Origin of the sequence: Nocardia niigatensis NBRC 100131 (assembly GCF_000308655.1) — a bacterium.
Classification (GTDB): Bacteria; Actinomycetota; Actinomycetes; order Mycobacteriales; family Mycobacteriaceae; genus Nocardia; species Nocardia niigatensis.
Map to the genome: position 1 here is coordinate 23,845 of NZ_BAGC01000005.1, position 25,269 is coordinate 49,113.

A 25,269-nucleotide genomic window follows, 5' to 3' on the forward strand; every position below is an offset into this window, starting at 1 on the left:
ATGGCGTTCGTGATCCAATCTCGTTTTCCCAAGGTGTCCAAGCGTTTTCAGCGCTTCACGGAGTCCTTGGATGCGGTCGGCAAGCACGCGGTGTTCTACGCGCGCTCGATCGGCTCGGTGCCCAAGGCATTGGTGCACTACCGGACCGAGACCATCCGGCTGATCGCCGAGATCTCGATGGGCACAGGCGCTCTGGCGGTCATCGGCGGCACCGTCGTGATCGTCGGCTTCCTGACCCTGGCCGCCGGTGGCACCATCGCCGTGCAGGGCTACAGCTCGCTCGGCAATATCGGTGTCGAGGCCCTGACCGGCTTCTTCGCCGCCTTCATCAACGTTCGCATTGCGGCCCCGGTGATTTCGGGTATCGGCCTGGCAGCGACGCTGGGCGCGGGTACCACGGCACAGTTGGGAGCCATGCGCGTCTCCGAAGAGATCGACGCCCTCGAGGTGATGGCCATCCGGCCGGTCCCCTTCCTGGTGGGCACTCGCATGCTGGCGGGCATCATCGCCATCATCCCGTTGTACTCACTCGCGGTCATCGCCTCGTTCATCGCCTCGCGCTTCGCGACCGTGGTGATCTACGGCCAGTCGGCCGGTGTGTACGACCACTACTTCTCGACCTTCCTGATCCCCAGCGACATCCTCTGGTCCTTCGCGCAGGCGATCTTCATGGCCATGGCGGTCATGCTGATCCACACCTACTACGGCTATCACGCCGCGGGCGGACCGGTCGGCGTCGGCGTGGCGGTAGGTAATGCGGTGCGGGCCTCGCTGATCGCGGTCGTCATGGTGACGCTGCTGATGTCGCTGGCCATCTACGGCACCTCCGGCAATTTCCATCTCTCCGGGTAGGGGCGGGACGACATACATGGTCCAACAACAGCGCGGAATGGAGAGCCCGATCGGCTCTCCGTTCGTCGAGAAACCGAAGCCGAAACGCTATCTCGAACAGGGGTGGGTCATTCGGCTGGCCGGCGTGGGCATGGTGCTCGGCCTGGCCTCCGCCGTCGCGATCTGCCTGGTGATGTTCGCGGGCGGGTTCGACGACACGGTCAAGGTCACGGTCACCTCGCCGCGGGCAGGCCTGGTCATGGACAAGGACGCCAAGGTCAAGATCCGCGGGGTCGAGATCGGGCGGGTGAGCGACATCGTCGATACCGCCGACGGCGCCAGGATCGAGCTGGCCCTCGACCCGGCCAAGCTGAAGATGGTGCCGGCCAACGCCGGCGTCGACATCAACTCGACGACTGTCTTCGGCGCGAAGTACATCAACTTCCTCGAACCGCAGAACCCGTCGGCCGACTCGCTCCAGCCGGGGTCGGTGGTGGACGCGAGTTCGGTGACGGTCGAGTTCAATACGCTGTTCCAGCATCTCAACGACGTGCTCGCCAAGGTTCAGCCCGAGAAGCTGAACGCGACGCTGACCGCATTGGGGCAGGCTCTGGACGGACGAGGTGACAAGATCGGGCAGTTGCTGGTCAACAGTGACGAGTATCTGAGGAGCATCAACCCGAGCCTGCCGGATCTGAAGCGTGATCTGCAGACCTCGGTCGGCGTGACCAATCTGTACGCAGACACCGCGCCGGATCTGTTGCGTACCACCGGGAATGCCGGTGTCACCAGCGGCACCATCGTCGATGAGAAGGCCAACTTCGATCGGGTGCTGCTGAACCTCATCGGGCTGGCCGACGAAACCGGCGGCGTGCTGAAGGACAACGAGAAGCCTCTGGTGACCGCACTGGAACTGTTGCGCCCCACCACGGAACTCCTCAACGAGTACAACCCGGCGCTCTACTGCCTTGTGGTCGGCTCGGCCGACGCGCTCCCGGTCGGCAACCGCATGTTCGGCGGTGACGCCCCGTGGGTGGCGCTGAATGCCAGCTTCATGGGCGGCGGTACGCCATACGAGTACCCGAAGGACTTGCCGAAGGTGAATGCCACCGGTGGCCCGCACTGCGAGAACATTCTCGATCGTGTGCCTGGCAGCCACTCCAACTATCTCGTCACCGACATCACTCAGGGCGAGGTGTTCACACCGACGACGTCGACACACCTCAACGGCCCCAAGGTGTTCCAGATGCTGTTCGCCGGACTGCCGGGGGTGCCCAACCCATGAGGATCAAACCACATGCCACCACGGTGAAACTGGCGATCTTCACGCTGGTCATGGTGCTGGTCCTCGCCGGGCTGGGAGTCATCTTCAGCCAGATGCGCTTTTCCCGCTCGACCGGCTACCACGCGATCTTCACGAGTTCGTCCGGCATGCTGCCGGGTTCGAAGGTGCGGATCGCCGGTGTGCCGGTGGGTTCGGTCTCGCGCGTGTACGTGGGCAAGGACCACCTCGCCCATGTTGATTTCGATATCGACCACGAGTACCGGATCTACGGCAGTACCCAGGCCGCGGTGCGCTACGAGAACCTCGTCGGCGACCGCTATCTGGAGCTGATGGACGGACCGGGCAATGCGCAGCCCCTGAGCAAGGGTGCGACGATCCACGTCGAGCAGACCAAGCCCGCGCTCGACCTCGACATGCTGCTTGGCGGATTCAAGCCACTGCTGCGGGGACTGAACCCGGAGCAGGTGAACGATCTGACCGGTGCGCTGCTGCAGGTATTCCAGGGGCAGGGTGGCACGCTGGTCGCGCTGCTGAACAGCGGCGGCTCCTTCAGCAAGACCCTCGCCGACCGGGATGCCCTGATCGGCAGCGTGATCGAGAACCTGAAGACGGTGCTGGCCACCATCGACGATCACAACTCGGACTTCGCGACGACGCTCAACGAATTGCAGCGCCTCGTCAGCGGTTTGGCCGCGGACAAGGATCCGATCGGCGACGCCCTGCCCCGATTGGCCGGAGCCACCGGTGATCTCACCTCGCTGTTGCAGCAGGTGCGCCCAGACCTGAAGGCGAACGTCGAACAGCTCGGTCGTGTGTCGGGGAACCTGGACGACAAGAAGGACGATGTGCAGTACGTGCTGAATCTGCTGCCCGAGACCTATAAGAAGCTGATCCGCATCGGTTCGTACGGTTCGTTCCTGAACATGTTCGTCTGTGGTGCGAACTTCCTCGTCGACGGACCCGACGGCAAGACGCAGCAGATCAACTTCGTCGGTGCGCAGCACACGGGGAGGTGTTCCGACAAATGAGTGAACAACGCCCCCTGCTTGTCAACGTCGGCGTGATCGGCATCGTGCTGGCGGTGACCGTCTGCCTGTCCGCGCTGCAGTTCGACCGGCTGCCGTTCGTACGGTCCGGCGCCGAGTTCAGCGCCCTGTTCGCCGACGCCGGCGGATTGGTGCCCGGTGATCCCGTGCAGGTTGCCGGTGTTCGCTCCGGCCGGGTCGAGGAGGTCGAGCTCGACGGCGCGAAGGTGAAGGTGCGGTTCAGCCTGGACGAGTCGATCGTGCTGGGCGGCCGGACCTCCGCGGCCATCAAGACCAACACCCTGCTGGGCCGCAAGTCCCTCGAGGTGCTCCCCGCCGGGGACGGCGCACTCCACCGGAACGATGTGATTCCGCTGGACCGCACGACCTCGCCGTATTCGCTCAATGACGCACTCGGCGATCTGGCGACCACGGTCAAGGGGCTCGACACCGATCAGGTCAACAAGACCCTGGACACACTGTCGGACGCGTTCACCGATACGCCCGGGCCGTTGCGGTCGGCGCTGGACGGCGTCACCCAGCTCTCGCGCAGTCTGAACAAGCGGGACAAGGCGCTCACCGATCTGCTGTCGCACGCCCAGAACGTCACGAAGGTGCTGGGTGATCGCGCGACGCAGATCAATGCGCTGCTCCTGGACGGCAATTCGCTGCTCGGTGAGCTCGATGCCCGCCGGGCCGCGCTGAGTCAGCTCATCGTGTACATCAACGGGCTGGCCCAGCAGCTGTCCGGTTTCGTGAACGACAACGAGGCGCAGCTGAAGCCGACTCTGGACAAGCTCAATTCGGTGCTCAAACTGCTCACGGACAACAAGGACAACCTGAGCAAGGCGCTCGACGAGCTCGGCCCCTTCGCGGCCGCGCTGGGTGAGCAGGTCGGCAGCGGACCGTATTTCCAGGCCTACCTGTCCAATATCGATTCGCCGATGCTTCAGGTGCTGGTCGACGCGATGGTGTGGCCGCAGCACCTGCCCGATGCGCTCAACGCTTATTTGAATCCGCCGCTGTCGATCCAGCCCGCCGGACAGGAGCCGACGCGATGAACGCAATTCGCACGGTGCCCCGCTGGGCGCGCCTGGTCGCCGCGGCGCTCGTGGTGGTCGTCGCGGGCTGGCTGGTCTACGGTCTCGTCTCCGATATCGGTAAGAAGCACATCACCGCGTACTTCCCCTCGACCACCGGTCTGTACGCCGGTGACGAGGTGCGGGTTCTCGGCGTGCGGGTCGGCAAGATCGATTCGATCGAACCCGGCAAGGACCGGGTGACGGTGAAGCTCACCGTCGACCGCGGCATCGACCTGCCCGCCGACGCCAAGGCCGTGGTCATCTCCCCGTCGCTGGTCTCGGCGCGCTTCATTCAGCTCGCCCCCGCCTACACCGGCGGGGCGAAGATGGGCGATGGCGCATCGATTCCGGTGGAGCACACTGCGATTCCGGTCGAGTGGGACGACATCAAGGCCGAGCTGACCAAGCTGTCCAAGGCGCTCGGCCCGATCGGCGAGGACAAGCAGGGCTCCTTCGGCCGGGCCATCAACACCGCCTCCGACAACCTCGGCAACGGCAATGCCCAGGCCTTCCGGGACACCCTGAAAGAGTTGTCCGCCACGCTGACCACGCTCTCCGACGGCCGAACCGATCTCTTCGGCACCATTCGTAACCTGCAGCAGTTCGTCGACGTGCTGTCGAAGTCCAATGATCAGATCGTGCAGTTCGGCGGGCGCTTGGCATCGGTGTCGTCGGTGCTCGCGAACGTGTCCACCGATCTGGGTACCGGACTCGACAATCTCGACACCGCGATCGCGGACGTGAAGCGGTTCCTGGACGAGCGCAGCGGCGACCTCACCGAGGGCGTGCAGCGGCTGGCCGACGCCACCCAGATCCTGGCCGACAAGAAGCCCGAACTGGAGCGGATCATGCATTCCGGCCCGACTGCGCTGGGCAACTTCTATCAGCTCTACAAGCCCGCTCAGGGCACGCTGACCGGCTCGCTGTCGTTCCCGAACTTCGCCAACCCGATCGCCTTCCTGTGCGGTGCGGTGGAGGCCGTGGGCGCCAACCAGTCCGACAAGAGTGCCGATCTCTGCAAGCAGTATCTGGGACCGGTGCTCAACTCCCTGATGATGAATTACCCGCCGCTGCTGGTGAATCCGTTGACCCAACAGAACGCGTTCCCGCAGCAGCTCGTCTACAGCACGCCCGAGCTGGCGAATCAGGCCCCGGCGGCGGATCCGGTATCCGCCCCGTCCCCGCAGTCCCTGTCGGACCTGCTCGTTCCTGGAGGTGGGCGATGATGAGCCGCCGGCGAATTCGCGTCGCGGGCGTGGCGATCGGCCTGGTCGCACTGCTCGGCGTGAGCGGGTGTGACTGGGACGGACTCAACTCGGTCCCGATGCCAGGTGCTGTCGGCACCGGCGAGGGTTCTTGGCAGGTCCGCATCGAAATGCCGAACGTCACGATGCTGACCCGCAATTCACCCGTGAAGGTCAATGACGTGACGGTCGGCACCGTCACCGGAATTCAGGTCGAGGGCTGGCACGCGCTGGTCACCGTCGGTCTCGACAAGGGATTGGTGCTGCCCGCCAACGCCATCGCGCGCATCGGGCAGACCAGTCTGCTGGGGAGCAATCACCTGGAGCTGGCCGCGCCGAAAGATGTACCCGCGCAGGGCAAGCTGAAGGACGGGGACGTGATCCCGCTGGACCGGGCGGGCGCGTTCCCCACGACCGAGCAGACTCTCTCGTCGTTGTCCGTGGTGCTCAACGGCGGCGGTATCTCTCAGGTGGAGACCATCACTCGCGAGCTGGATGCCACGTTCAAGGGTCGGACCGACGCGATTCGTGATCTGCTGCCGCAGTTGAACCAGCTGACCTCGACGCTCGATCAGCAGACCGGCGACATCATCGCGGCGATGAGCGGGCTCGACCGGTTCGCGGGAGTGCTGGCGCAGCAGAAGGACGACCTCACGGCCGCCATCACTACCATCCACCCGGCCCTGACCGTGCTTGCCGACCGACGCGAGAACATCACCAAAGCCATTACCTCCCTCGGGGATCTGAGCGATGTGGTGCAGCGGATCATCAACCAGGGTGGCGACAATCTGAAGGCCGACCTCGCCAATCTCGAGCCGGCGCTCAAGTCGCTGGCCGATACCGGTGGGAAGCTGGCCGATTCGCTGCAGTGGCTGCTGACCTTCCCGTTCCCGATCAAGAACATCGACAAGGTCATCAAGGGCGACTACATGAACCTGTGGATGACGGTGGATCTCACCGGCGCCCGCCTGGATTCGAACTTCCTGACCGGTACACCGCTCGGCGGTTCGCTCGGTGGCGCTCAGGCGACGCTCGGGTACGGGATCCCGCCGTCGGCCCAGGGGAAGGGCGATCCGCTGTCCGACCCGCTCAAGCCGCCGGCCACCGCGACGCCGACCCCGACACCGACCATTCCCGGGTTGCCGTCGATTCCGGGTCTGCCCGCGATTCCAGGACTTACCGTGCCCAATTCGCAGCAGGGGGGCGGCCGATGAAGCTCACGAAATTCGTCAAGGTCCAGCTGGCCATCTTCACGGTGCTGACCGTGATCGGTTTGACGGTCATGGGCGGCAACTACGTGAAGCTGCCCGCCATGTTCGGCATCGGGCGATACGGCGTGACAGTCCAATTGACGGCGACCGGCGGTCTCTACCAGTCGGCGAACGTGGCCTACCGGGGCACCAATGTCGGCAAGGTGGAGGAGGTCAAGCTCACCCCCGGCGGGGTCGACGCCAAGCTCTCCATCGACAGCGACTTCAAGATCCCGAGTGACGTCGATGCCTACGTGAGGAGCGTCTCGGCGATCGGCGAGCAATACGTCGACCTGGTGCCCGCGGATTCGCCGAAAGGCGGGAATCTGCACGATGGTTCGGTGATCCCGGTCGAACGCACCAAACTGCCGCAGGACGTCGGTGACATGCTCGATCAGGCAGATCGGCTGTTGTCGACCGTCGCCGACACCAAGCTGGCCGAGGTCATCAACGCGGCCTTCGTGGCGTTCAATGGCGCCGGGCCCGATCTGCAGCGGTTCCTCGACTCGGCCTCGCTGCTGGTCCAGGAGGCCAAGGACAACACCGAGCCGACCAAGGATCTGCTGGACAAGCTCGGCCCGCTGCTCGACACCCAGAACCAGTCCGCGGACGACATCCGGGGCTGGACCAAGGACCTCGCGGCCGTCACTGATCAGCTGCGCCAGCATGATCCTTCGCTGCGGTCGGTCCTCCAGCACACGCCGTCCACGGTCCAGCGGGTGAACCAGACCTTCCAGGACTTGAAGCCGACGCTGCCGATTCTGCTCGCCAACATGATCAGCGTCGGACAGGTCGCTGTCACCTATCACTCGGGGTTGGAGCAGATCCTCGTGATCTACCCGCCGTTGCTCTCGGCGCTGCTCACGTCGATTCGCGGGCCCGTCCAGTACGGCGCCCTGGTCGACTTCATGCTCGGTCTCAATGACCCGCCGGGGTGTACCACCGGCTTCCTGCCCGCGGACCAGCGGCGCTCGCCGGCCGATCTCAGCCCGGCGGATACTCCTGACAACCTGTATTGCAAGGTCGCGCAGAATGCCAAGGAGGCCGTGCGCGGTATTCGCAACACCCCGTGTGCGGAAGTGCCGGGCAAGCGGGCGCCGACACCGGAGCTGTGCCGCGATCCGAACGGCTATGTGCCCGAAGGCGATAATCCGCCCATCGGTCCACCCCGACCCGTTGACAACAACGGCCAGCCGACGGATAAGCTGCTCGGTAACCAGAAGGCCCCATTCATTGGGCATTTGGACCCTAGCAGCGACACTTTCGTCGGACCTGACGGGCACGTGTACCGTCAAGGGGGCGTCAATGCAGATGGCTCAACCAAGGTGCCGTCGAGCTGGCAGGACTTGCTTCAGGAGCCCCCGCGATGAGCGAAAACACAGCAAATCGAAACCGCGCTCGGCGGCGCGTTGTCCGGCAGGCGGGCCCGCCCGTCGAAGGAGACGGCGCGGGCATCGAGGTGCAGACGCCGGCTGCCGGTGTCGCGCCCCCGGCCTCGGCCGACGTCGAGGCCGAGGCCGAGGCCGAGGCGGTCGAGTCGATCTCTGCCGCGAGCGTGGATTCCGATGCCGTTCCGGCAGACGGCACGGTGGACGCGGCATCCGCCGGTGATGACGCCGTCGGCTCGGCGTCTGTCGCCGAGCCGGATGTCGCGAAGGCGCCAGCGGCCGAGGATGATTCGTCCCAGGTCAACGACGCGGTCGTAGCGGATGATGCCGCGGAGTCCGACGCCGAAAGCGAGCCGAAGTCGAAGCTCCGGCGGCTGACCGGTGGGCTCGGACGGGTCGGCACCATCGCCGCAGTTGTCGCGCTGATCTCGACGCTCGTCCTGATCGGCTCGGGCGGTGTGTTCTTCTACCATCAGCACCGGGCCGACGCGCTGAGCCAGCGGCGTGCCGAATACCTTCAGGTCGCCAAGCAGGCATACATCAATATGGCGACGGTCAACAACGCGACCGCGGGCCAGGACATCGACCGGCTGCTCTCGGTCGCCGGCGGCAGTCTCAAGGACGAGTACAAAGAGAACCGCGACGCGTATCAGAAGATCTTCGAACAGCTGAAGGTGCAGTCCTCGGGCAAGGTCATCGCGGCCGCGATCGAGAGCGATACCGCCGATACCGCCAGCGTGCTGTTGCTGGCGCAGCAGACGGTGTCCAACACCGCCACGAATGGGCCGATGCAGCGGGACTATCGCGTCCGAGTACACCTGACCCGCAGCGGTGATAGCGTGACCGCCTCGTCCGTGGAGTTCGTGCCGTGAAAATCGATAAACGTCATCTACTCGTCGGCGTCTCGGCGATGCTGTTCGTCGCGGCCGCTGTTGTCGCTTCGCTGACCGGATACCGATTCTGGTCCGATCGCCAGGCGGAGCAGAACCGCACCTCGGCCGTCGCGGTGGCGCAGGACACCGTCGAGGAGTTGTTCTCCTACGATTACAACTCTGCCGACAAGGCTCTGCCGAAGGCCGCCGACAAACTGACCAGCGGCTATCGCGACTCCTATATGAAGGTCATCCAGGACCAGGCCATTCCCGCGGCAAAGGAGAAGAAGCTCTCCGTTCAGACCACGGTCCAGGCGACCGGAGTGATCTCCACGGCCGCCGATCACGCCACGGTCCTCGTCATCGCGAATCAGCGCTTCTCGAGCGCGGATTCGCCCCAGGACACCCTCATGAGTGACCGTCTGCAGGTGGAGCTCACCAAGCAGAGCGACCGCTGGCTCATCTCCGACATCAAGCCGATCTAACCCCGGAACCTACGCCGAATCAAAGGGCGCACAGCGAAAAGCTGTGCGCCCTTTGCTATTTCGGCCGGGCTTCGGCGAGCGCTCCCAGGTCTGTCCGTAGTCGGCGGGAGAGAGCAGGTTTCGGCGCCAACCTCCAAGTCTCACAGAGTATTCCCGCTGCTGTAATGAATCCGGCCTCGGAGTGATCCGAGGTGAAAGCTTGCTTCCGGTGCACCAGTCTGATGATTCCACAGCGAGGCAGTGGACCCAGATCTGTTTAGCTAGAACGTGTTTCAGATCTGTGATAGCGTCGCTGGGGTAAGGGTTGGGGGCCAACTAATCTGATTCGGATTTCTCTTATCGAGGGTCCATGCGAGTTCAGCCGGAGGGAGTTCGGCTGAAGTTGTCTCCGTCGCTGTTGATTCCGCTACGTAGCGGTCCGGCGTGATTTGGTATGCAAATCTTGGGAGGGAAAATGACCGATCAGTCATTCAATTCCGAAACCGGCGTCGATGCCGGATCCATTGCCATTACCGGGATCGGCTGCCGATTTCCTGGCGCGCCCACGGCGGCAGATCTGTGGCGCTTGCTGGTGAATGGGGGAGATTCGATCTCCGAGGTGCCGCTGGATCGGTTCGACATCGATGCTTTCTACAGCCCGATCGCGGGTGTTCCCGGCACCATAACCACGCGGTTCGGTGGCTTTTTGCCCGACGTAGCGCGGTTCGACAACACGTTCTTCTCACTGTCCCCCCGCGAATCCGCGCGAATGGATCCGCAGCATCGCCTCCTGCTCGAAGTCGCTTGGGAGGCATTGGAAGACGCAGGTGAATCTCCTGGTGACGATAGAGCCGGGCGCAAGGGTGTGTACATCGGCCTGATCAACAATGACTACAAAGACCTGCTGCTGCGACGGCCCGAATTTCTTGACGCGCATGCCAGCGCCGGCGTCGCCAACGCTATGGCCTCCGGACGTGTGTCCTTCGCACTGGGCTTCGAAGGTCCGAGTGTCACAGTCGACACCGCTTGTTCTTCTTCTCTGGTAGCTGTGCACTCTGCGTGCACGGACCTACTCACGGGGACCAGCGATCTGGCGGTCGCGGGTGGTGTGAATATCGTCCTGACTCCCGAACCCAGCATTTGTTTCGCCCAGTCCGGGATGTTGGCGGTCGACGGGCGGTGCAAGTTCGGTGATGCGTCGGCCGACGGCTTCGTGCGTAGCGAAGGCTGCGGCGTTGTCGTGCTCGAACGACTCGAGGACGCGGTGGCCGCAGGCAAACATATCTACGCGGTGATCACTGGCAGCGCGGTCAACAATGACGGCCGCAGTGGCGGTGGACTTCAGATGACACCTAGCAGCGCCGGCCAGGCCGCGGTAATCCGGGCCGCGTGTGCGAAAGCCGGAGTTGCACCGTCAGACCTGCAATACATCGAGGCCCACGGCACCGGTACCGCGGTCGGGGACCCGATCGAGATCGAGACTTTGGGCCGGGTGGTTTCGGATGAGCGGCGCTCCGGCGAGCCATGTCTGCTCGGTAGCGTCAAGACCAATATCGGGCACACCGAATCCGCTGCCGGTATCGCGGGACTCATCAAGGTGGCTCTGTCGATCCACCACCGCACGCTGCCCGCAAGCCTGCACCTACGGACACCCAATCCCGGAATCGCCTGGGACGACTATCCGGTTGAAATCAATGGCGTGGTACGGGATTGGCCGGAGCGCGACGGGCGGCTGCTCGCAGGAGTGAACTCGTTCGGGCTGTCGGGTACCAACGCACACGTAGTTCTGGCCGGGCCGCCGTCGATGCCGACCGCGGCCCCGGTGGACGAGTCCGTGCGGCCGATGCTGCTGCCGGTGACCGCACCCACCACTTCGGGTCTGCGCCGACAGTCCGAGCGACTGGCGCAGTGGCTGAGGTCCGAGGACGGCACCGATGCACCGGGGCTGGCTCGAACGCTCTCGCGTTATCGGACACACCATCCGCATCGGGCCGCAGTTGTCGGGCGCTCTGTCGAAGACTTGTGCCATGGGCTCGATCTGGCAGCTACGCGAACCACCCGTCCGAACGTCGCGCTCGGTGTCGCGGCCAAGCCCGGCAAAGTCGTTTTCGTCTTTCCTGGGCAGGGTTCGCAATGGGCCGGTATGGGTGCCGAGCTGTGGCAGCGTGACGCCGCCTTCCGCACGGCGATCAAGCGGTGCGACCGAGTTCTGAGGTCGGTGGCCGGCTGGTCGTTGATCGACGAGCTCACCAAGGATCCGGCTCAGGGGCTTCCCGATCGTATCGACATCGTCCAGCCGATGCTGTTCGCAGTCCAGGTCGCTCTTGCCGAGACCTGGCGGGCCTGGGGCATCCAACCCGACGCGGTGATCGGGCACAGCATGGGTGAGGTGGCCGCGGCCTATGTCGCCGGTCGGCTGAGCCTCGAGGACGCCACGCAGGTCATCTGTTTGCGCAGTCGGCTTGCCGCCCGGATCGCGGGTCGCGGTGCTATGGCGACCGTCGAGCTGTCCCGGCAGCAGGCCGCTGAACTGGTTGCGACGTATCCGGATCGACTGGCTGTCGCGGTGTGCAACAGCCCATCTCAGACCGTCATCTCCGGCGAGGCAGGCGCGATCGACGAGGTCCTGTGCCGACTCGAGGAGCGCGGCCTCCAGGGGTGGCGCATCGATGTCGATTTCGCGTCCCACTGCCCGCAGATCGATGAATTCGAACCGGAATTCGCAGCACAGCTGGCCGGGATCACGCCGCTGCCCGGACGACTCCGGTTCTACTCCACGGTGCTGGGACGCGTACTCGGCGACGAACAACTCGATGCCGGCTACTGGTTCGCCAATATGCGCTCGACGGTCCTGTTCTGGGATGGCGTCGAGCAACTGGTGGCCGATGGTTTTCACACATTGTTGGAGATCAGCCCCCACCCCGCACTGCTGGGTGCGGTGCAGCCGGCGCTCGATGACGCCGAACTCCTTGTCCAGGTGCTGCCTTCGGGCCGACGGGAGCGGGAACTGGAGTCGATGCTGTCCTCGGCCGGCACGCTCTTCACACAGGGCTGGGAACTGGACTGGTCCCGGCTGCAGCAGCCGGGCGCGCCGCTTCCGTTGTTGCCGACCTACGCTTGGGAGCCGAACCGGCACTGGCTGCCCGATGACACCGGTGCCGACCGGCGGGCCAGGGTGCCCAGACGTCACTCGTGGGCCGATAAATTCTCTGCTACAACCACTCTCGCCACCATGCCGGACGTTCGCATCGCCGGTGCGATCGTCGATCTCGGGGAGCTGTCTTATCTGACCGACCACCGGGTCGGGGAATCCGCGGTGCTCCCGGCCACCTGCTACCTCACCGCGGTGCTCGGTGCGGGCGGACCCGGAACCGAGCTGGCCGACGTCGACATCGCGAAGGCGCTGTTCCTCAACGAGGACCGGCCAGTCGACATGCAACTGATGATCCGCCGCCGGACCCCGGAAACGTCCGAATTCAGCTTCTGCAGCACGGAATCCGGGCACACGCCGGGCACGGTGACCTGGACCGAGCACTGCACCGGTTCGCTGCGGACTGCGAAACCCGATGCGGCGCTACCGCATCCGGCCGATCTGGCGGCGATTCGAGCGCGGATCGCCGACCCGGTCGTCGTCGGCGAATTCTATGCCGAGCTGGGCGGTTACGGCCTGAATTATGGGCCTGGATTCCAGGGCGTGGTGTCGGTGTATCGCGGTGTCGGCGAGGCATTCGGGCGGATCGAGGCCCCGGCCGGGATCGCCGACCGCGGGGAGATCATCCACCCGGCCGTGTTCGACGCGTGCCTGCAGGTGGTCGGCGTTTGCGAGCTGAGCGGGCAGGCAACGTCCGGACAGGTCTTCCTGCCGGTCGGAGTCGAACAGCTGCGGTACTTCGGTGGCCGCCGGGACGTTCTGTACTGCCATGTCGTGCGCCGGGCCGATTCCATCGCAGACAGCCCACGGATGGATGTCCGGGTGTACGACGAGGCAGGCGAGCCGGTGCTCGAAGCACTCGGGCTGCGGTTGCGCGAAATCGGTGGAACTCAGCAAGGGGGAAGCTGGCGGGTCGAAGACAGTTTACTCGAACTCACTTGGGCACCAAGCGAAGCGGCGCCGGAACCTCCGGAGCGGATAACGGACGGGGCGTGGGTGTTACTGACCGACGCGTCGGGTGCCGGACGCGAGCTGGCGGATCGCCTGAACAACCTCGGCGCGGTGGTGGCGACCGTCGAGCGCGGGAACGGTTTCGAGGTTGTCGAGCCGGGGCGCTGGTACCGGGTAGGCCCGCATTCGACCGACGATCTTGCGTCTGTCATCGCTGATTTCGGTCAGGCGCGCGGCCGCCCCGTCACCGATTTGGTGCACCTGTGGAATCTCGATGTGCTCCCGCCGGCCGATCTCGATGCCGAGGCACTCTCGTCGGCGGAGACCCTCGGGCCGATCAGCATGCTGCATATGGTGCACGCGCTCGGTGAGACCGCCCGGACGCGCATCACTGTCGTGACGCAGGGCGCTCACGCTCTCGACACGGACGCTGCGGTGGCGGTAGCTCAGGCACCGGCCTGGGGCCTCGGCCGGGTGATCGCTCGCGAACGCCCGGAATTCGATTGCACACTGGTCGATCTCGCGGCCGGTGAGGCTCCGGTGAAACAATTGGACGCGCTGGTCGCGGAGTTGCTGACCCGTGATGGCGAGCGGGAGATTGCTCTTCGCGGACTTGGACGGCATGTCGCACGTCTGGACCGGACCGATGGGTCCGGCGACCTCGACGTCGCCCGGACCGCGATTCCCTCTTCCGAACCGTTCCGGCTGGAAAACCGGACGCCGGGCATCCTGGATGGTCTGGTGCTGCGCAGCACCGCGCGCCTGGATCCGCAGCCCGGATTCGTCGAGATCAATGTGCGGGCTGCTGCCCTGAACTTCATCGACATCATGTCGGCGATGGGCGTGCTGCCCAACTACGGCCGGTTCGAAGGCCCGCTCGGCATCGAATGCTCGGGCGTGGTCACCGCGGTCGGCGCGGGTGTCGAGGACTTCGCCGTCGGCGACGAGGTTGTCGCCATGGCGCCCAACAGCATTGCCTCCTACGTGGTGACCAATGCCTACTGCGTCGCGCACAAGCCCGCGCAGATGACCTTCACCGAGGGATCGACCATCCCGGTGGCCTTCCTCACCGCGTGGTATTCGCTGATCACTCTGGGCCGGCTGGCCCCGGGGGAGCGGGTGTTGATCCACTCGGCGGCCGGCGGTGTCGGCCTTGCCGCCATCGAGATCTGCCGGATGGTCGGCGCCGAGGTGCTCGCGACAGTCGGAACCGAGGAGAAGCGCGAGTTCCTCCGGGCCCGCGGTGTGCGGCACATCATGGACTCGCATTCGCTGGACTGGGCTGCCGAGACGATGCGCATCACCGATGGCGCCGGCGTCGATATCGTGCTCAATTCGCTGGCCGGAGAGGCTATTCCGCTCGGCATCGGGGTACTGGCTCCGTACGGGCGGTTCATCGAGATCGGTAAGCGCGACATCTACGACAACAAGGAGATCGGGCTGTACCCGTTCCGGGCCAACCTGAGCTTCTACGCTGTGGACCTGGACCGGATCACCCGCGAGCGTCCGGAGATCTGGGGCGGTGTGCAGCGCGAGATCATGCCCAAGTTCGCGGATGGCACCTTCTCCCTGCTGCCGTTCCGGCAGTACGACTCCGATGCCATCCACGACGCCTTCCGCTTCATGGCTCGTGGTCAGCACATCGGCAAGGTCGTCATCGACCTGGACTGCCCGGAAGTCATGGTGGCGGGCACCGCCCAGGGAGCGCTGCTACGCGCCGACGGCACGTACCTGATCACCGGCGGCCTCGGCGGACTGGGTTTGCTGACCGCCGAGTGGCTGGCCGAACGCGGTGTCGGACGCCTGGTGCTGATGGGTCGCAGTGCACCGTCTGAGCAGACGCGGGCCAAACTGCGGGAGATCGAGGTGATGGGAACGCAGGTCGAAGTGGCCCGCGTCGACGTCACGGTCGAAGCCGAGGTGATCGAACTGCTCGCCCGGATCCGGGAGACTGGGGCGCCGCTGCGCGGAATCCTGCACTGCGCCATGGTGCTCGACGACGGCGTGCTCGCCGAACTCGACGCGGACCGGATGCGCACCGCCATGGCGCCGAAGGTGCAGGGCATCTGGAACCTGCACACGCACACCGCGTCCGATCCGCTCGCGCTGTTCGTTCTGTTCTCCTCCGCGGCCTCGCTGCTGGGCTCGCCAGGTCAGGGTAACTATGCCGCCGGCAATGCCTTCCTCGATGCGCTGGCGCACCACCGGCGCTCTCTCGGTCTGCCGGCGACCAGTATCAACTGGGGTGCGTGGGCGGAGATCGGCCAGGCCGCTCAGGATGGCCGCGACAGCCGGCTGGGTAACCGCGGCATCGGGAGCATGACACCCGCGCAGGGCCTGGAAGCCCTCGAAGCGGTGATCATGGCCGATCCCGTGCAGGTCGCGGTGCTGAATCTCGACGTGGCGCGCTGGGCACAGCTGTATCCATCGGCGGCCACCTCGCCCTTCTACAGCCGATTGATGAACGACATGCCGCAGTCCGACGGCGACGGTACCGGCACGCTGATCCGCCGCGCCCTGCGGTCGGGAGACCGGGCCGAGGCCACCGCGGCGCTTGCGGAGTTCCTGCGCGAGGCCGTGGCGAGAGTCATCGGTATCCAGCCGGCCGAGCTGTCCGTGGACACCGAGCTCACCAGGCTCGGAATCGATTCCCTGATGGCGGTCGAACTGCGCAACAAGATCACCGCCGAATTGCGGGTAGAACTCCTGCCGACCGCACTGCTCAAGGGCCCCACCGTGGTTCAGCTGGAGCAACAGATCGTGGCGCTACTGGATCAGGAGATCGCGGACAGCGGCATGGCCGAGGTCATCGAGCCGGAGACTTCGCTCGACCCGGCACGGGCTCAGGATCTACTGGAACGTATCGACGAGCTGTCCGACACCGAAGTGGAGGCTCTGCTCGCCGATCTCGCCGCCGCGGGCGAGGCCACGGAATGACCGGCGCGCAGGCCGCCGATCCCGCGGCGATGCAACGAGAACGATTGCGGGAGTTGCTGACACAGCGCGCGCACACGGCATCGACCGGGCATCCACTCTCGGAAGGGCAGCGGGCGCTCTGGCTGCTGCACCAGCTGAACCCGAACGATCCGGCCTACAACGAGGTCACGATGGCCGAATTGGTGGCCGACCGCAGCGACGACGAGGTGTTGTCGGCCTACCGAATCCTGCTGGCCCGGCATGCCTGCCTGCGCACGACCTACGGTGAGAATGCCGGTGTGCCGACCCAGGTCGTGCGCCCGGTGGACGACTCGCTGACCTTCACCGTCCATCACCTCGGTGCGGCCTCCGATGCGGAGTGCACGCGTATCGCGCAGCGACTGGCCCGCGCTCCCTTCGCGCTCGGTGCGGGGCCGGTGGCCCGCGTCGATCTGCTACGCCGCGTGGGCGCACCCGCGATCTTCCTGTTCACCGCACACCACATCGCACTGGACGGGTGGTCGTTCATGATCCTGACCGAGGATCTGTGCGCCCTGCTGTCCGGCGCCGAACCACGCGCGCTATCACCGGTGGGCTATCTGGATCATTGTGTGGCGCAAGCCCGTTCCTTGAGCGGTCCGCGCGGTGTGCAGCTGCGTGACTACTGGCGGGGCAGGCTCGCGGATCTGCCGGAACCGCTGGACCTCGGCGCGACCGGATCGCGGGGGCCACTGGCTGCGGCACCCGCGGCGGTGCGCGAATTCCGGGTGGACGCGGCCCTCAACGAACGGGTGCGGGATTTCGCTGTCGCGGCCGGTGTCACGGTATCGACGGTGTTCATGACGACGTTCCAGGCCTTGCTGCGGTGGTATGCCCTCCGGGACGACATCGTGATCGGGACATTCGCCGGCGGGCGTCCTGCGAGCGTGTTCGAAACCGTGGTGGGGTACTTCGTCAATCCGGTCGTGCTGCGCGCCGATCTCTCGGACGATCCGACCTTCACCGAGCTGGTCCGCCGCGGTCACGCCACGCTCATCGACGCGCTCGACCATCAGGACTATCCGTTCCAGCGGATCGTCGCCGACCTGGCCGTGCCGCGTGACGTGAGCCGGAATCCGATCTTCGACGTGCTCTTCTCTTTTCAGAGTCAACGGCGGTTCAGCGGCCGCACCCTCGACGAGCTGGCATCGAAGCTCACGCTCGGCGACGGTGCCGGCGAACCGGCCGATGCGCCCCTGCGGTTCCTGATGTTCGAGCAGGAGTTCGCGAAATTCGATTTGATACTGGAGGTTTTCGAGGTCGGCACCGATCTCACCGTGTACCTGAAGTATCGGGCCGATCTGTTCGAGCCGGAGCTGATCGACCGCCTCGGCAACAGCTTCCGGACCTTGGCGCGGCGCGCGCTCGACGACCCCGGTGCCCGGATATCGCAGCTGTCGCCGCTGTCTCCTGCCGAGTTCGAGGAGGTCGTCGGTGAATACAACGGCACGGCCGAGGAATTCGACGCCGATCCGATCCCGCTGCACGCCATAGATGAGCAGATTCGGCGTACGCCCGAGATCATCGCATGTGTCAGTGGCGAGGAAAGCCTGACCTACGCGGAGCTCGGGTACTGGACCGACCAGTACGCCGGAGAGCTGGTGCGGGCAGGCGTGCGCCCCGGCGAGTTCGTTGGGGTCGCGCTGGAACGCTCCTGCGAGCTCATCGTTGCCATCCTGGCGGTCCTGCGGGCCGGTGCGGTGTATGTACCGCTGGATCCCGAACTTCCCGCCGACAGAATCGATTACGTGCTGCGCGATACCGGTGCTCGATTCGCGATCGGGGACGGCACCCGCGAGACGGGGCCGGTGCGCTGGCTGACCGTGAGCCGCCCCATGGATACGGCGGACACGCCGGTCGTGTTCACCCCGCCCGCCCCGGACGCGGTCGCTTACGCCATGTACACCTCCGGCTCGACCGGCTATCCGAAGGGCGTGCTGATCACCCATCGAGCCCTGGCCAACCGGCTCCACGACGGCGCCCGCCGGTTCGGGCTGAGTCCCGCCGACGCGATGCTGCAGCGGACCGCGCTCAGTTTCGACGTTTCGGTGGGGGAGCTGCTGTTGCCGTTGGTTTCCGGTGCGCGGCTGGTGTTCGCCAAGCCGGGCGGGCATCGCGATCCCGGATATCTGGCCGATCTCATTGCGCGCGAGGCCATTACCACCGCCTACTTCGTGCCATCCACCCTGCGCCTGTTCCTGACCGTGGCGGACGCCGACTCCTGCGCGTCGCTGCGCCGGGTGTTCTGCATCGGCGAGGAACTCACCGCCGAGCTGCGCGACCGGTTCTTCGAGCGGCTCGACTGCGAGCTGTACAACTTCTACGGTCCCACCGAAGCGACCATCGAGGCGACCGCGTGGCGGTGTGAAAACGACGATGACCGTCGCTATGTGCCGATCGGCACGCCCCTGGCGAACACCACCATCTACCTGCTCGACGATCGGCACCAGGCGGTGCCCGTGGGCGGTGTCGGGGAGATCTGCCTCGGCGGTGTCCAGGTCGCCCTCGGCTATCTGAACAAGCCCGGCCGCACCGCGGAGTCGTTCGTCGCCGACCCGTTCACGCACCGGCCCGGCGCACGGATGTACCGGACCGGTGATCTGGCGCGCCGACACATCGACGGGACAGTGCGCTACCTGGGCCGCAGAGACGGTCAGGCCAAGGTCCGCGGCGCTCGCATCGAGACCGCCGAGGTGGAATTCCAGCTGTCGGCGCATGCGGCGGTGGACGCGGCGGTGGTGTCCGTCGTCGATACCGACGCGGGCAATGATCTGGTCGCGCACCTGGTGGTGGCGGAGCCCGCGCCGTCGGTGGCCGAACTGCGCGAGCATTTGAGTGCGGTGCTGCCGCAGGCGATGATTCCGCATCGTTTCCACTACGTGGATGCCATTCCACTGACGCCCAGCGGTAAAGCCGATCGGCGCGGGCTGCTGCGCGATGCCGCCAACCGTGGCGTGTCGCGCACGGCTCCGCGTGGTCCTACCTCGGATCTCGAGATCGCCGTCGCCAAGGTATGGCAAGAAGTGCTGGGGGCCAACGAGATCGGGATCGACGACAATTTCTTCGATCTGGGTGGGGACAGCGTCCGGCTCGTCGCTGTGCATCGCGAATTGACCCGGATCGCGGCCCGGGAATTCCCGATGATCGAACTGTTCCGCTATCCGACAATCAGTTCGACAGCCGCCTATCTGGAGAACCCAGCCGTCGAGGATCGTGCCGAAACCGGTCGGCGGCGCGGGCAGGAGCGACAGGAATTCTTGCGCACGGCGCGACGGAGTGGTGGGCGGTCGGCGCGATGACGGACAACTCGGTACCCGCAGTCGCCATTATCGGCTGCGCCGGTCGCTTTCCGGGAGCGCGGAACCCGGAGGAATTCTGGGACAACATCGCACGCGGCATCGAATCGGTGACCGAACTGTCGGCGGAGGAATGCCGCCGCAATGAACTCGATCCCACGATCGTGGACGCCCCGTCCTATGTTCGCCGTGGCGCGCTGCTCGACGATGTCGAATACTTCGACGCCGAATTCTTCGGCTTCTCGCCAGGTGAGGCCGCCGCGACCGATCCACAACAGCGACTGTTCCTCGAATGCTGTTGGGAGGCACTCGAAGACGCGGGGATCGACCCGGATCGAGCGCCGGGACCCATCGCCGTCTTCGCCGGTGCGGGTACTTCCACCTACGCGGAAACCCAGCTGGCGCAGGCGCGCCGGCGCCCGGCCTTCGGCGAGCTGATGCCGTTGGTGATCGGCAACAACCGGGACTTCCTGGCCACCCGGGTGGCCTACAAATTCGGGCTCACCGGGCCGGCGCTCACTCTCCAGACCGCCTGTTCGACCTCGCTGGTGGCCGTGCACTACGCCTGCCAGAGCCTGTTGCTCGGCGAGAGCGATGTGGCGCTGGCCGGAGGAGTAGCGGTGCGGACACCGCTGCGGGTCGGGTATATCCATGAACCCGGCGGGATTCTGTCCGCGGACGGGCATTGCAGGGCCTTCGACCGCGAGTCCGACGGCACGGTGCCGGGCAATGGCGCCGGGGTGGTGGTGCTGCGACGCCTCGACGACGCGCTGCGCGCGGGTGACCGGGTACTGGCGGTGATTCGGGGCTCGGCGGTGAACAATGACGGCCGGGCCAAGGTCGGCTACACCGCCCCCGGCGCCGATGGTCAGGCGCGGGTGCTGGCCGAGGCGCTGGCCGTCGCCGATATCGAGCCGGACACCGTCTCGTACGTGGAGGCGCACGGAACGGGCACGCGGTTGGGCGATCCGATCGAATTCGCGGCGCTGCGTGAGGTTTACGGCAGCCGGTCGGTCGCTGGGCCACCGTGCTACGTCGGCACGGTCAAGTCCAACATCGGTCACCTGGATACGGCCGCGGGCATCGCAGGGCTGATCAAGGTGGTCGGTGCGCTGCGACAGGGCCTGATTCCGCCGACCATGAACTTCCGTGCTGCCAACCAGTTGCTGGGTCTCGGCGACGGGTCGGCGCTGGCGATCGCCGATCGCTCGAGGACCTGGGAGAGCGCCGGGCCGCGCCGGGCCGGGGTCAGCTCGTTCGGTCTAGGCGGCACGAATGTGCATGTGGTGCTGGAGCAAGCGCCCGCCACCCGGGTCGAACACTCCACCGAATCACAGTTGCTGGTGTTGTCTGCCGCCGATCCGCTCGCTTTGGACGAGATGGTGGCGGCACTGTTCGCGCACCTGGCGGCCCATCCCGAGCTGTCGATCCGGGATGTCGCCCATACGCTGCACACCGGACGAAAGGTTTTCGCGCACCGGTTTGCACAGGTGGTCGACAACAAAGGGCGACCACTGGGCGAGCCGATCCGAGGCAGCGCCTCCGGCGCCCGGGGCGCGGCACCAGCGGTGTCGATCTCTGATGCACCCTCGCCCGCCGAACGGGCCCAGCAGTTGGCGATAGCGGCCAGGGCGTGGGTCGACGGTGCCGAATGTGACTGGAAAGGACTATATTTCGGCCGACCAGCGCGCAAGGTGAAGCTTCCAGGCTATCGATTCCAGCGCAGCCGGCACTGGCTCGGGGCCACCCCGGAGCGGCCCACCGCCCGGTACGGTGCCGGACGGACACCGACCGAGTCGGCAGTGGCCGAGATCTGGGGTTCCATCCTTGGCTTGACGGACATCGAGCGCACCGAGAACTACTTCGGCCTCGGCGGTGATTCGCTGCGCGCCTTGCGTATGGCGCGGCGCGTCACCGAAACCTTCGGGGTGCCGGTCACCCTGCAAGACCTCGTCGCCGCACCCACGCTCGGCGAATTCTGTGCGTTCCTCGATCGCGCCGTGTCCGGCACCGGGCCGGTGCCGGACGGGACAGCCACGCCCTTGATCTACCTGAATCGGAACGGTTCCCGGCCGCCCATCGTCCTGGTGCACCCTGGCGGGGGATCCGCGCTGACCTACCTCCCGCTCGCTGCGGCCGTAGGCGCCGATCAGCCGCTGATCTGTATTCAGTCGCCGACATATCGGGGTGGTGTGGAGTCGGATTCGGTAGAAGATGCCGCCACCGTCTACCTGGCTGACCTGGCAGCGGCCGGAATCGAGTTCCGGGAGCTGTGCGGCTGGTCCTACGGCGGCAATGTGGCGTTCGAAATGGCGAGACGGGTACGGAAGGAGACGGGCCGCGTCGTCGGGGTGTACCTCATCGACAGCCTGCCGCCCGCCGCCTACCCCGACCGCCCGCCAAGCGAGACCGAGCTCTACGCGGCTTTCCCCGTGGTGCTGACACAATTCGGCCGCGCCGCGTCCGAAAATGGCACCGCTGCTGCGGATTCCGAGGTACCGGCCGACTTCGACGCGGCCGTCGCGGCGCTGCGCCGGGCGGGCGCGCTACCCGAATGGCTGCCCACCGACGCGGCACGCACGATGTTCGACGTCTGGCGCCGGCACATGGTCGCGGTATGCGGATACCGGCCCGGACCGGCAGTGACCGATATCGACATCACCCTGCTCCAGGCGACGGATCCGCAGCCGGACGCGCTGACCGAGCTGTTGCGCATCGACCCGGACCCGCTCGTGACGCGGACCGGCTGGGCCGAGCTCACGACCGGTCGATCCACGGTTCACCCGATTGCCGGAAACCATCACTCCCTGATACGGGAGGGCAATGTGGAAGTCCTCGCGGAGGTGCTGCTGCGCCTGATCATGCAATCAAGGGAACAGCCCGGGGAGGGGCAATGACATTGGCGGACAATAGAATGCCTTCGAGCCATCCGGCTCTGCGCCGGCCTGTCGGATTCCTCGGATCGGGGCTGTACGTGCCCGACCGGGTCGTGACCAACGCCGAGCTGGCCGCCACCCTGGACACCTCGGATGAGTGGATCACCTCCCGCACCGGCATCCGTGAGCGACGCTTTCTCGGAGACGGGCTGGCGACCTCCGATATGTGCCTGTCCGCCGCGCGGCAGGCGTTGCGGCGGGCCGGGCTCGCGCCGGAGGATCTCGACGCCATCATCGTCACTACGTCCACCCCGGATCAGCCGCTGCCCTCGACAGCGGTCACGGTCAAGGACGGGCTCGGCTCACGCCGCGCGATTCCCCTCGACATTGCCCAAACAGCTTGCGCCGGAGGCATTTACGCGCTCCTTGTCGCGGCGCATCTGCTCCAGGGCGAGATGTTCGAGCGGGTCCTGGTCATCGGCGCCGACACTGGTTCGCGGGCCACCGACCCCGCCGATCGGATCACCCGGGTGTTCTTCGGCGATGCCGCAGGAGCCGTCGTTCTGGGCCTGGTGCCGGACGGATTCGGCTTGTTGTCATGGGATTTCGGTGACCAGCTGTGCTTCGATGTGGCGATTCCGGCCGGCGGGTCACGTCTGCCCACCTCGCCCGAGACCGTCGAAGCCGGCGAGCATTACGTGCGGATGAACGGTCCCTCGGCGTGGAAGTACGCCACCGAGAATCTGCCGGCCAGCATTCGCGAGACGCTCGGACGCGCGGGCCTGACCGTCGGTGATATCGACCACTACCTGCTTCACCAGGCCAACCTGAACATCATCACGCATGCCATGACCACCCTCGGGGTTTCCATGGATCGCGCGCCGACCACTGTCGAACGCTTCGGAAACACCGCCGCCGCAAGCATTTTCACTGTCCTGCACGAAACGCTCATGGCCCGGCCCGAGACCGGCCGTCTGCTGGTGCTGGCCGGCATCGGCGCCGGCGTGCTGTGGGGGTCGATGTGCTTCCGGCACTACGCAGATTCCGGACACGACGTGAAGGGGCTGATCGAATGAACGGCCGATTGAGCGGAAAGACCGCCGTGATCACCGGTGGCACGGCGGGCTTGGGTCTCGGCATCGCCGAGGCGTTCGCCGACGAAGGCGCCGAGGTGGTGTGCGCGGCGCGGCGCGACCCGCGCACCGGCCCGACGTGGCCGGAGCAGTTGCACTATCACCCCGTGGACGTGACCGACGCGGATTCGGTGGTGAAGCTGATGGCCGGCGTCGCCGAACGCTGCGGCCACATCGATATCGTGGTCGCGAATGCCGGAATCAGCATCGACGGCCGGGTGACCCGGCTCGCACCCACGGACTGGTCCCGGGTCGTCGAGGTCAATCTCAACGGCGTCTTCCACACTGTCCAGGCGGCCGTGCCATACCTGACAGTGACGGCCGGGACCGTTATCACCGTGTCCTCGGCGCTGGGCAGCCGACCCGCGGTCGGCGCTGCGGCCTACTGCTCGACCAAAGCGGCCGTGGAGATGTTCACCAAGGTTTGCGCCGACGAACTGGGTGCCCGGAAGGTGACCGTCAACTGCTTGGCCCCCGGCATCGTGGACGGCGGCATGACCGCCGACTTCCAGCAGCAGAACCAGGCCGCGTGGGAAACCTACAGCTCCCGCCTGATCTCGGGCCGGGCCGCGAGTCTCTCCGAGATAGCCGCTGCGGCTGTATATCTGGCTGCCGATGCGGGATATGTCAATGGGCACGTGCTCGCCGTGGACGGGGGCTTGCGATGGACCTGATCCCGGAAGCGGTGCGGCTGATCGTATCCGACGGCATCGGGCACCTCGTGCTGGATCGACCGCCGGTCAACGCGCTCAACTTCGCCGCCCAGAACCGCCTGCTGGAGCTGGCCGACGAGATCACACACCGCACCGACATCCGTGCCGTGCTGATCACCGGAAACAACGGAAACTTCAGTGCCGGTGCGGATCTGAAGGAACTGCGGGACGTGGACCAGGCCGAGATGGCCATCCGTGCGCCGCGCATGCAGACTGCGCTGGCCCGGCTCGCCGCGATCGCGAAGCCGGTCGCGGTAGCCCTGGACGGCGTCGCGCTCGGCGGCGGCTGCGAGCTGGCATTGTGCGCGGATCGTCGTTTCGCGTCTCGGCGGTTGTCGATCGGGCTTACAGAGGTCGCGGTCGGGGTGATCCCAGGCGGCGGCGGCACCCGGCGGCTGGCCCGCCTGGTCGGCCACTCTGTGGCCAAGGACCTCATCTTCAACGCGACGACACTCGACGCCGGCGCCGCGCTGCGGATCGGACTCGTCGATGTGGTGACCGACGATCCGGCGGCCGCCGCCCAGGACTGGCTGGCCCGCTTGGCGGCGGGTCCGGCGCGGGCGCTGGCCGCCGCGAAGCGGTCAATCGACTTCCTCGCTGAGTCAGCGGACGCCGGACTCGCCTACGAGACGGCTGCCTTGATCGAAGTGTTCGGAACCGCCGACCGCGAGAGGGGAATCAATGCTTTTGTCGCGAAACGTCCGCCGAGCTTTCTCGGCCGCTGAGCTGAGCGCCGAAGGCCAGGGGGAGCGC

General features: G+C 66.0%; 15 protein-coding genes. All 15 read left to right on the forward strand.

The features are described 5' to 3' along the window. On the forward strand, nucleotides 1–852 hold the full coding sequence (locus ON33_RS03090) for an MlaE family ABC transporter permease (RefSeq protein ID WP_040854758.1): 852 nt from the start codon (nucleotides 1–3) through the stop codon (nucleotides 850–852). 130 nt (nucleotides 853–982) lie between these two features. Next, nucleotides 983–2,116: an MCE family protein gene (locus tag ON33_RS03095; RefSeq protein ID WP_051151596.1), complete on the forward strand. Its 1,134-nt coding sequence runs from the start codon at nucleotides 983–985 to the stop codon at nucleotides 2,114–2,116. After that, on the forward strand, nucleotides 2,113–3,144 hold the full coding sequence (locus tag ON33_RS03100) for an MCE family protein (RefSeq protein ID WP_040854760.1): 1,032 nt from the start codon (nucleotides 2,113–2,115) through the stop codon (nucleotides 3,142–3,144). The genes ON33_RS03095 and ON33_RS03100 overlap by 4 nt, the downstream gene beginning before the upstream one ends. Continuing rightward, a complete protein-coding gene (locus ON33_RS03105) occupies nucleotides 3,141–4,202 on the forward strand; it encodes an MCE family protein (RefSeq protein WP_040854763.1) in 1,062 nt (353 codons plus the stop codon). Before ON33_RS03100 ends, ON33_RS03105 begins: the two co-directional genes overlap by 4 nt. After that, a complete protein-coding gene (locus ON33_RS03110) occupies nucleotides 4,199–5,449 on the forward strand; it encodes an MCE family protein (protein ID WP_040854764.1) in 1,251 nt (416 codons plus the stop codon). Before ON33_RS03105 ends, ON33_RS03110 begins: the two co-directional genes overlap by 4 nt. Beyond that, entirely contained in the window at nucleotides 5,446–6,681 is a 1,236-nt protein-coding gene (locus ON33_RS03115; protein ID WP_040854767.1) for an MCE family protein, read from the forward strand. Before ON33_RS03110 ends, ON33_RS03115 begins: the two co-directional genes overlap by 4 nt. Beyond that, the gene (locus ON33_RS03120; RefSeq protein ID WP_040854770.1) at nucleotides 6,678–8,087 is read left to right on the forward strand and encodes an MCE family protein; all 1,410 of its coding nucleotides are present in this window, start codon (nucleotides 6,678–6,680) and stop codon (nucleotides 8,085–8,087) included. Before ON33_RS03115 ends, ON33_RS03120 begins: the two co-directional genes overlap by 4 nt. Continuing rightward, a complete protein-coding gene (locus ON33_RS03125) occupies nucleotides 8,084–8,977 on the forward strand; it encodes an Rv1363c family protein (protein ID WP_157184383.1) in 894 nt (297 codons plus the stop codon). The genes ON33_RS03120 and ON33_RS03125 overlap by 4 nt, the downstream gene beginning before the upstream one ends. Further along, nucleotides 8,974–9,462: an Rv1363c family protein gene (locus ON33_RS03130; protein ID WP_040854774.1), complete on the forward strand. Its 489-nt coding sequence runs from the start codon at nucleotides 8,974–8,976 to the stop codon at nucleotides 9,460–9,462. Before ON33_RS03125 ends, ON33_RS03130 begins: the two co-directional genes overlap by 4 nt. Nucleotides 9,463–9,916: 454 nt before the next feature. Continuing rightward, entirely contained in the window at nucleotides 9,917–16,480 is a 6,564-nt protein-coding gene (locus ON33_RS03135) for a type I polyketide synthase (protein WP_051151582.1), read from the forward strand. Next, nucleotides 16,477–19,797, forward strand: coding sequence for a non-ribosomal peptide synthetase (locus ON33_RS03140; protein WP_051151583.1), 3,321 nt, complete (start codon nucleotides 16,477–16,479; stop codon nucleotides 19,795–19,797). Before ON33_RS03135 ends, ON33_RS03140 begins: the two co-directional genes overlap by 4 nt. Then, the gene (locus ON33_RS37885) at nucleotides 19,794–22,691 is read left to right on the forward strand and encodes a beta-ketoacyl synthase N-terminal-like domain-containing protein (RefSeq protein WP_051151584.1); all 2,898 of its coding nucleotides are present in this window, start codon (nucleotides 19,794–19,796) and stop codon (nucleotides 22,689–22,691) included. Before ON33_RS03140 ends, ON33_RS37885 begins: the two co-directional genes overlap by 4 nt. Beyond that, complete coding sequence (locus ON33_RS03150) at nucleotides 22,688–23,746, forward strand: 3-oxoacyl-ACP synthase III family protein (protein ID WP_218001362.1); 1,059 nt, start codon at nucleotides 22,688–22,690, stop codon at nucleotides 23,744–23,746. Before ON33_RS37885 ends, ON33_RS03150 begins: the two co-directional genes overlap by 4 nt. Then, on the forward strand, nucleotides 23,743–24,477 hold the full coding sequence (locus ON33_RS03155) for an SDR family NAD(P)-dependent oxidoreductase (RefSeq protein ID WP_040854778.1): 735 nt from the start codon (nucleotides 23,743–23,745) through the stop codon (nucleotides 24,475–24,477). Before ON33_RS03150 ends, ON33_RS03155 begins: the two co-directional genes overlap by 4 nt. After that, complete coding sequence (locus ON33_RS03160) at nucleotides 24,468–25,241, forward strand: enoyl-CoA hydratase/isomerase family protein (RefSeq protein WP_040854780.1); 774 nt, start codon at nucleotides 24,468–24,470, stop codon at nucleotides 25,239–25,241. The genes ON33_RS03155 and ON33_RS03160 overlap by 10 nt, the downstream gene beginning before the upstream one ends. The last annotated feature ends 28 nt before the right edge of the window (nucleotides 25,242–25,269 follow it).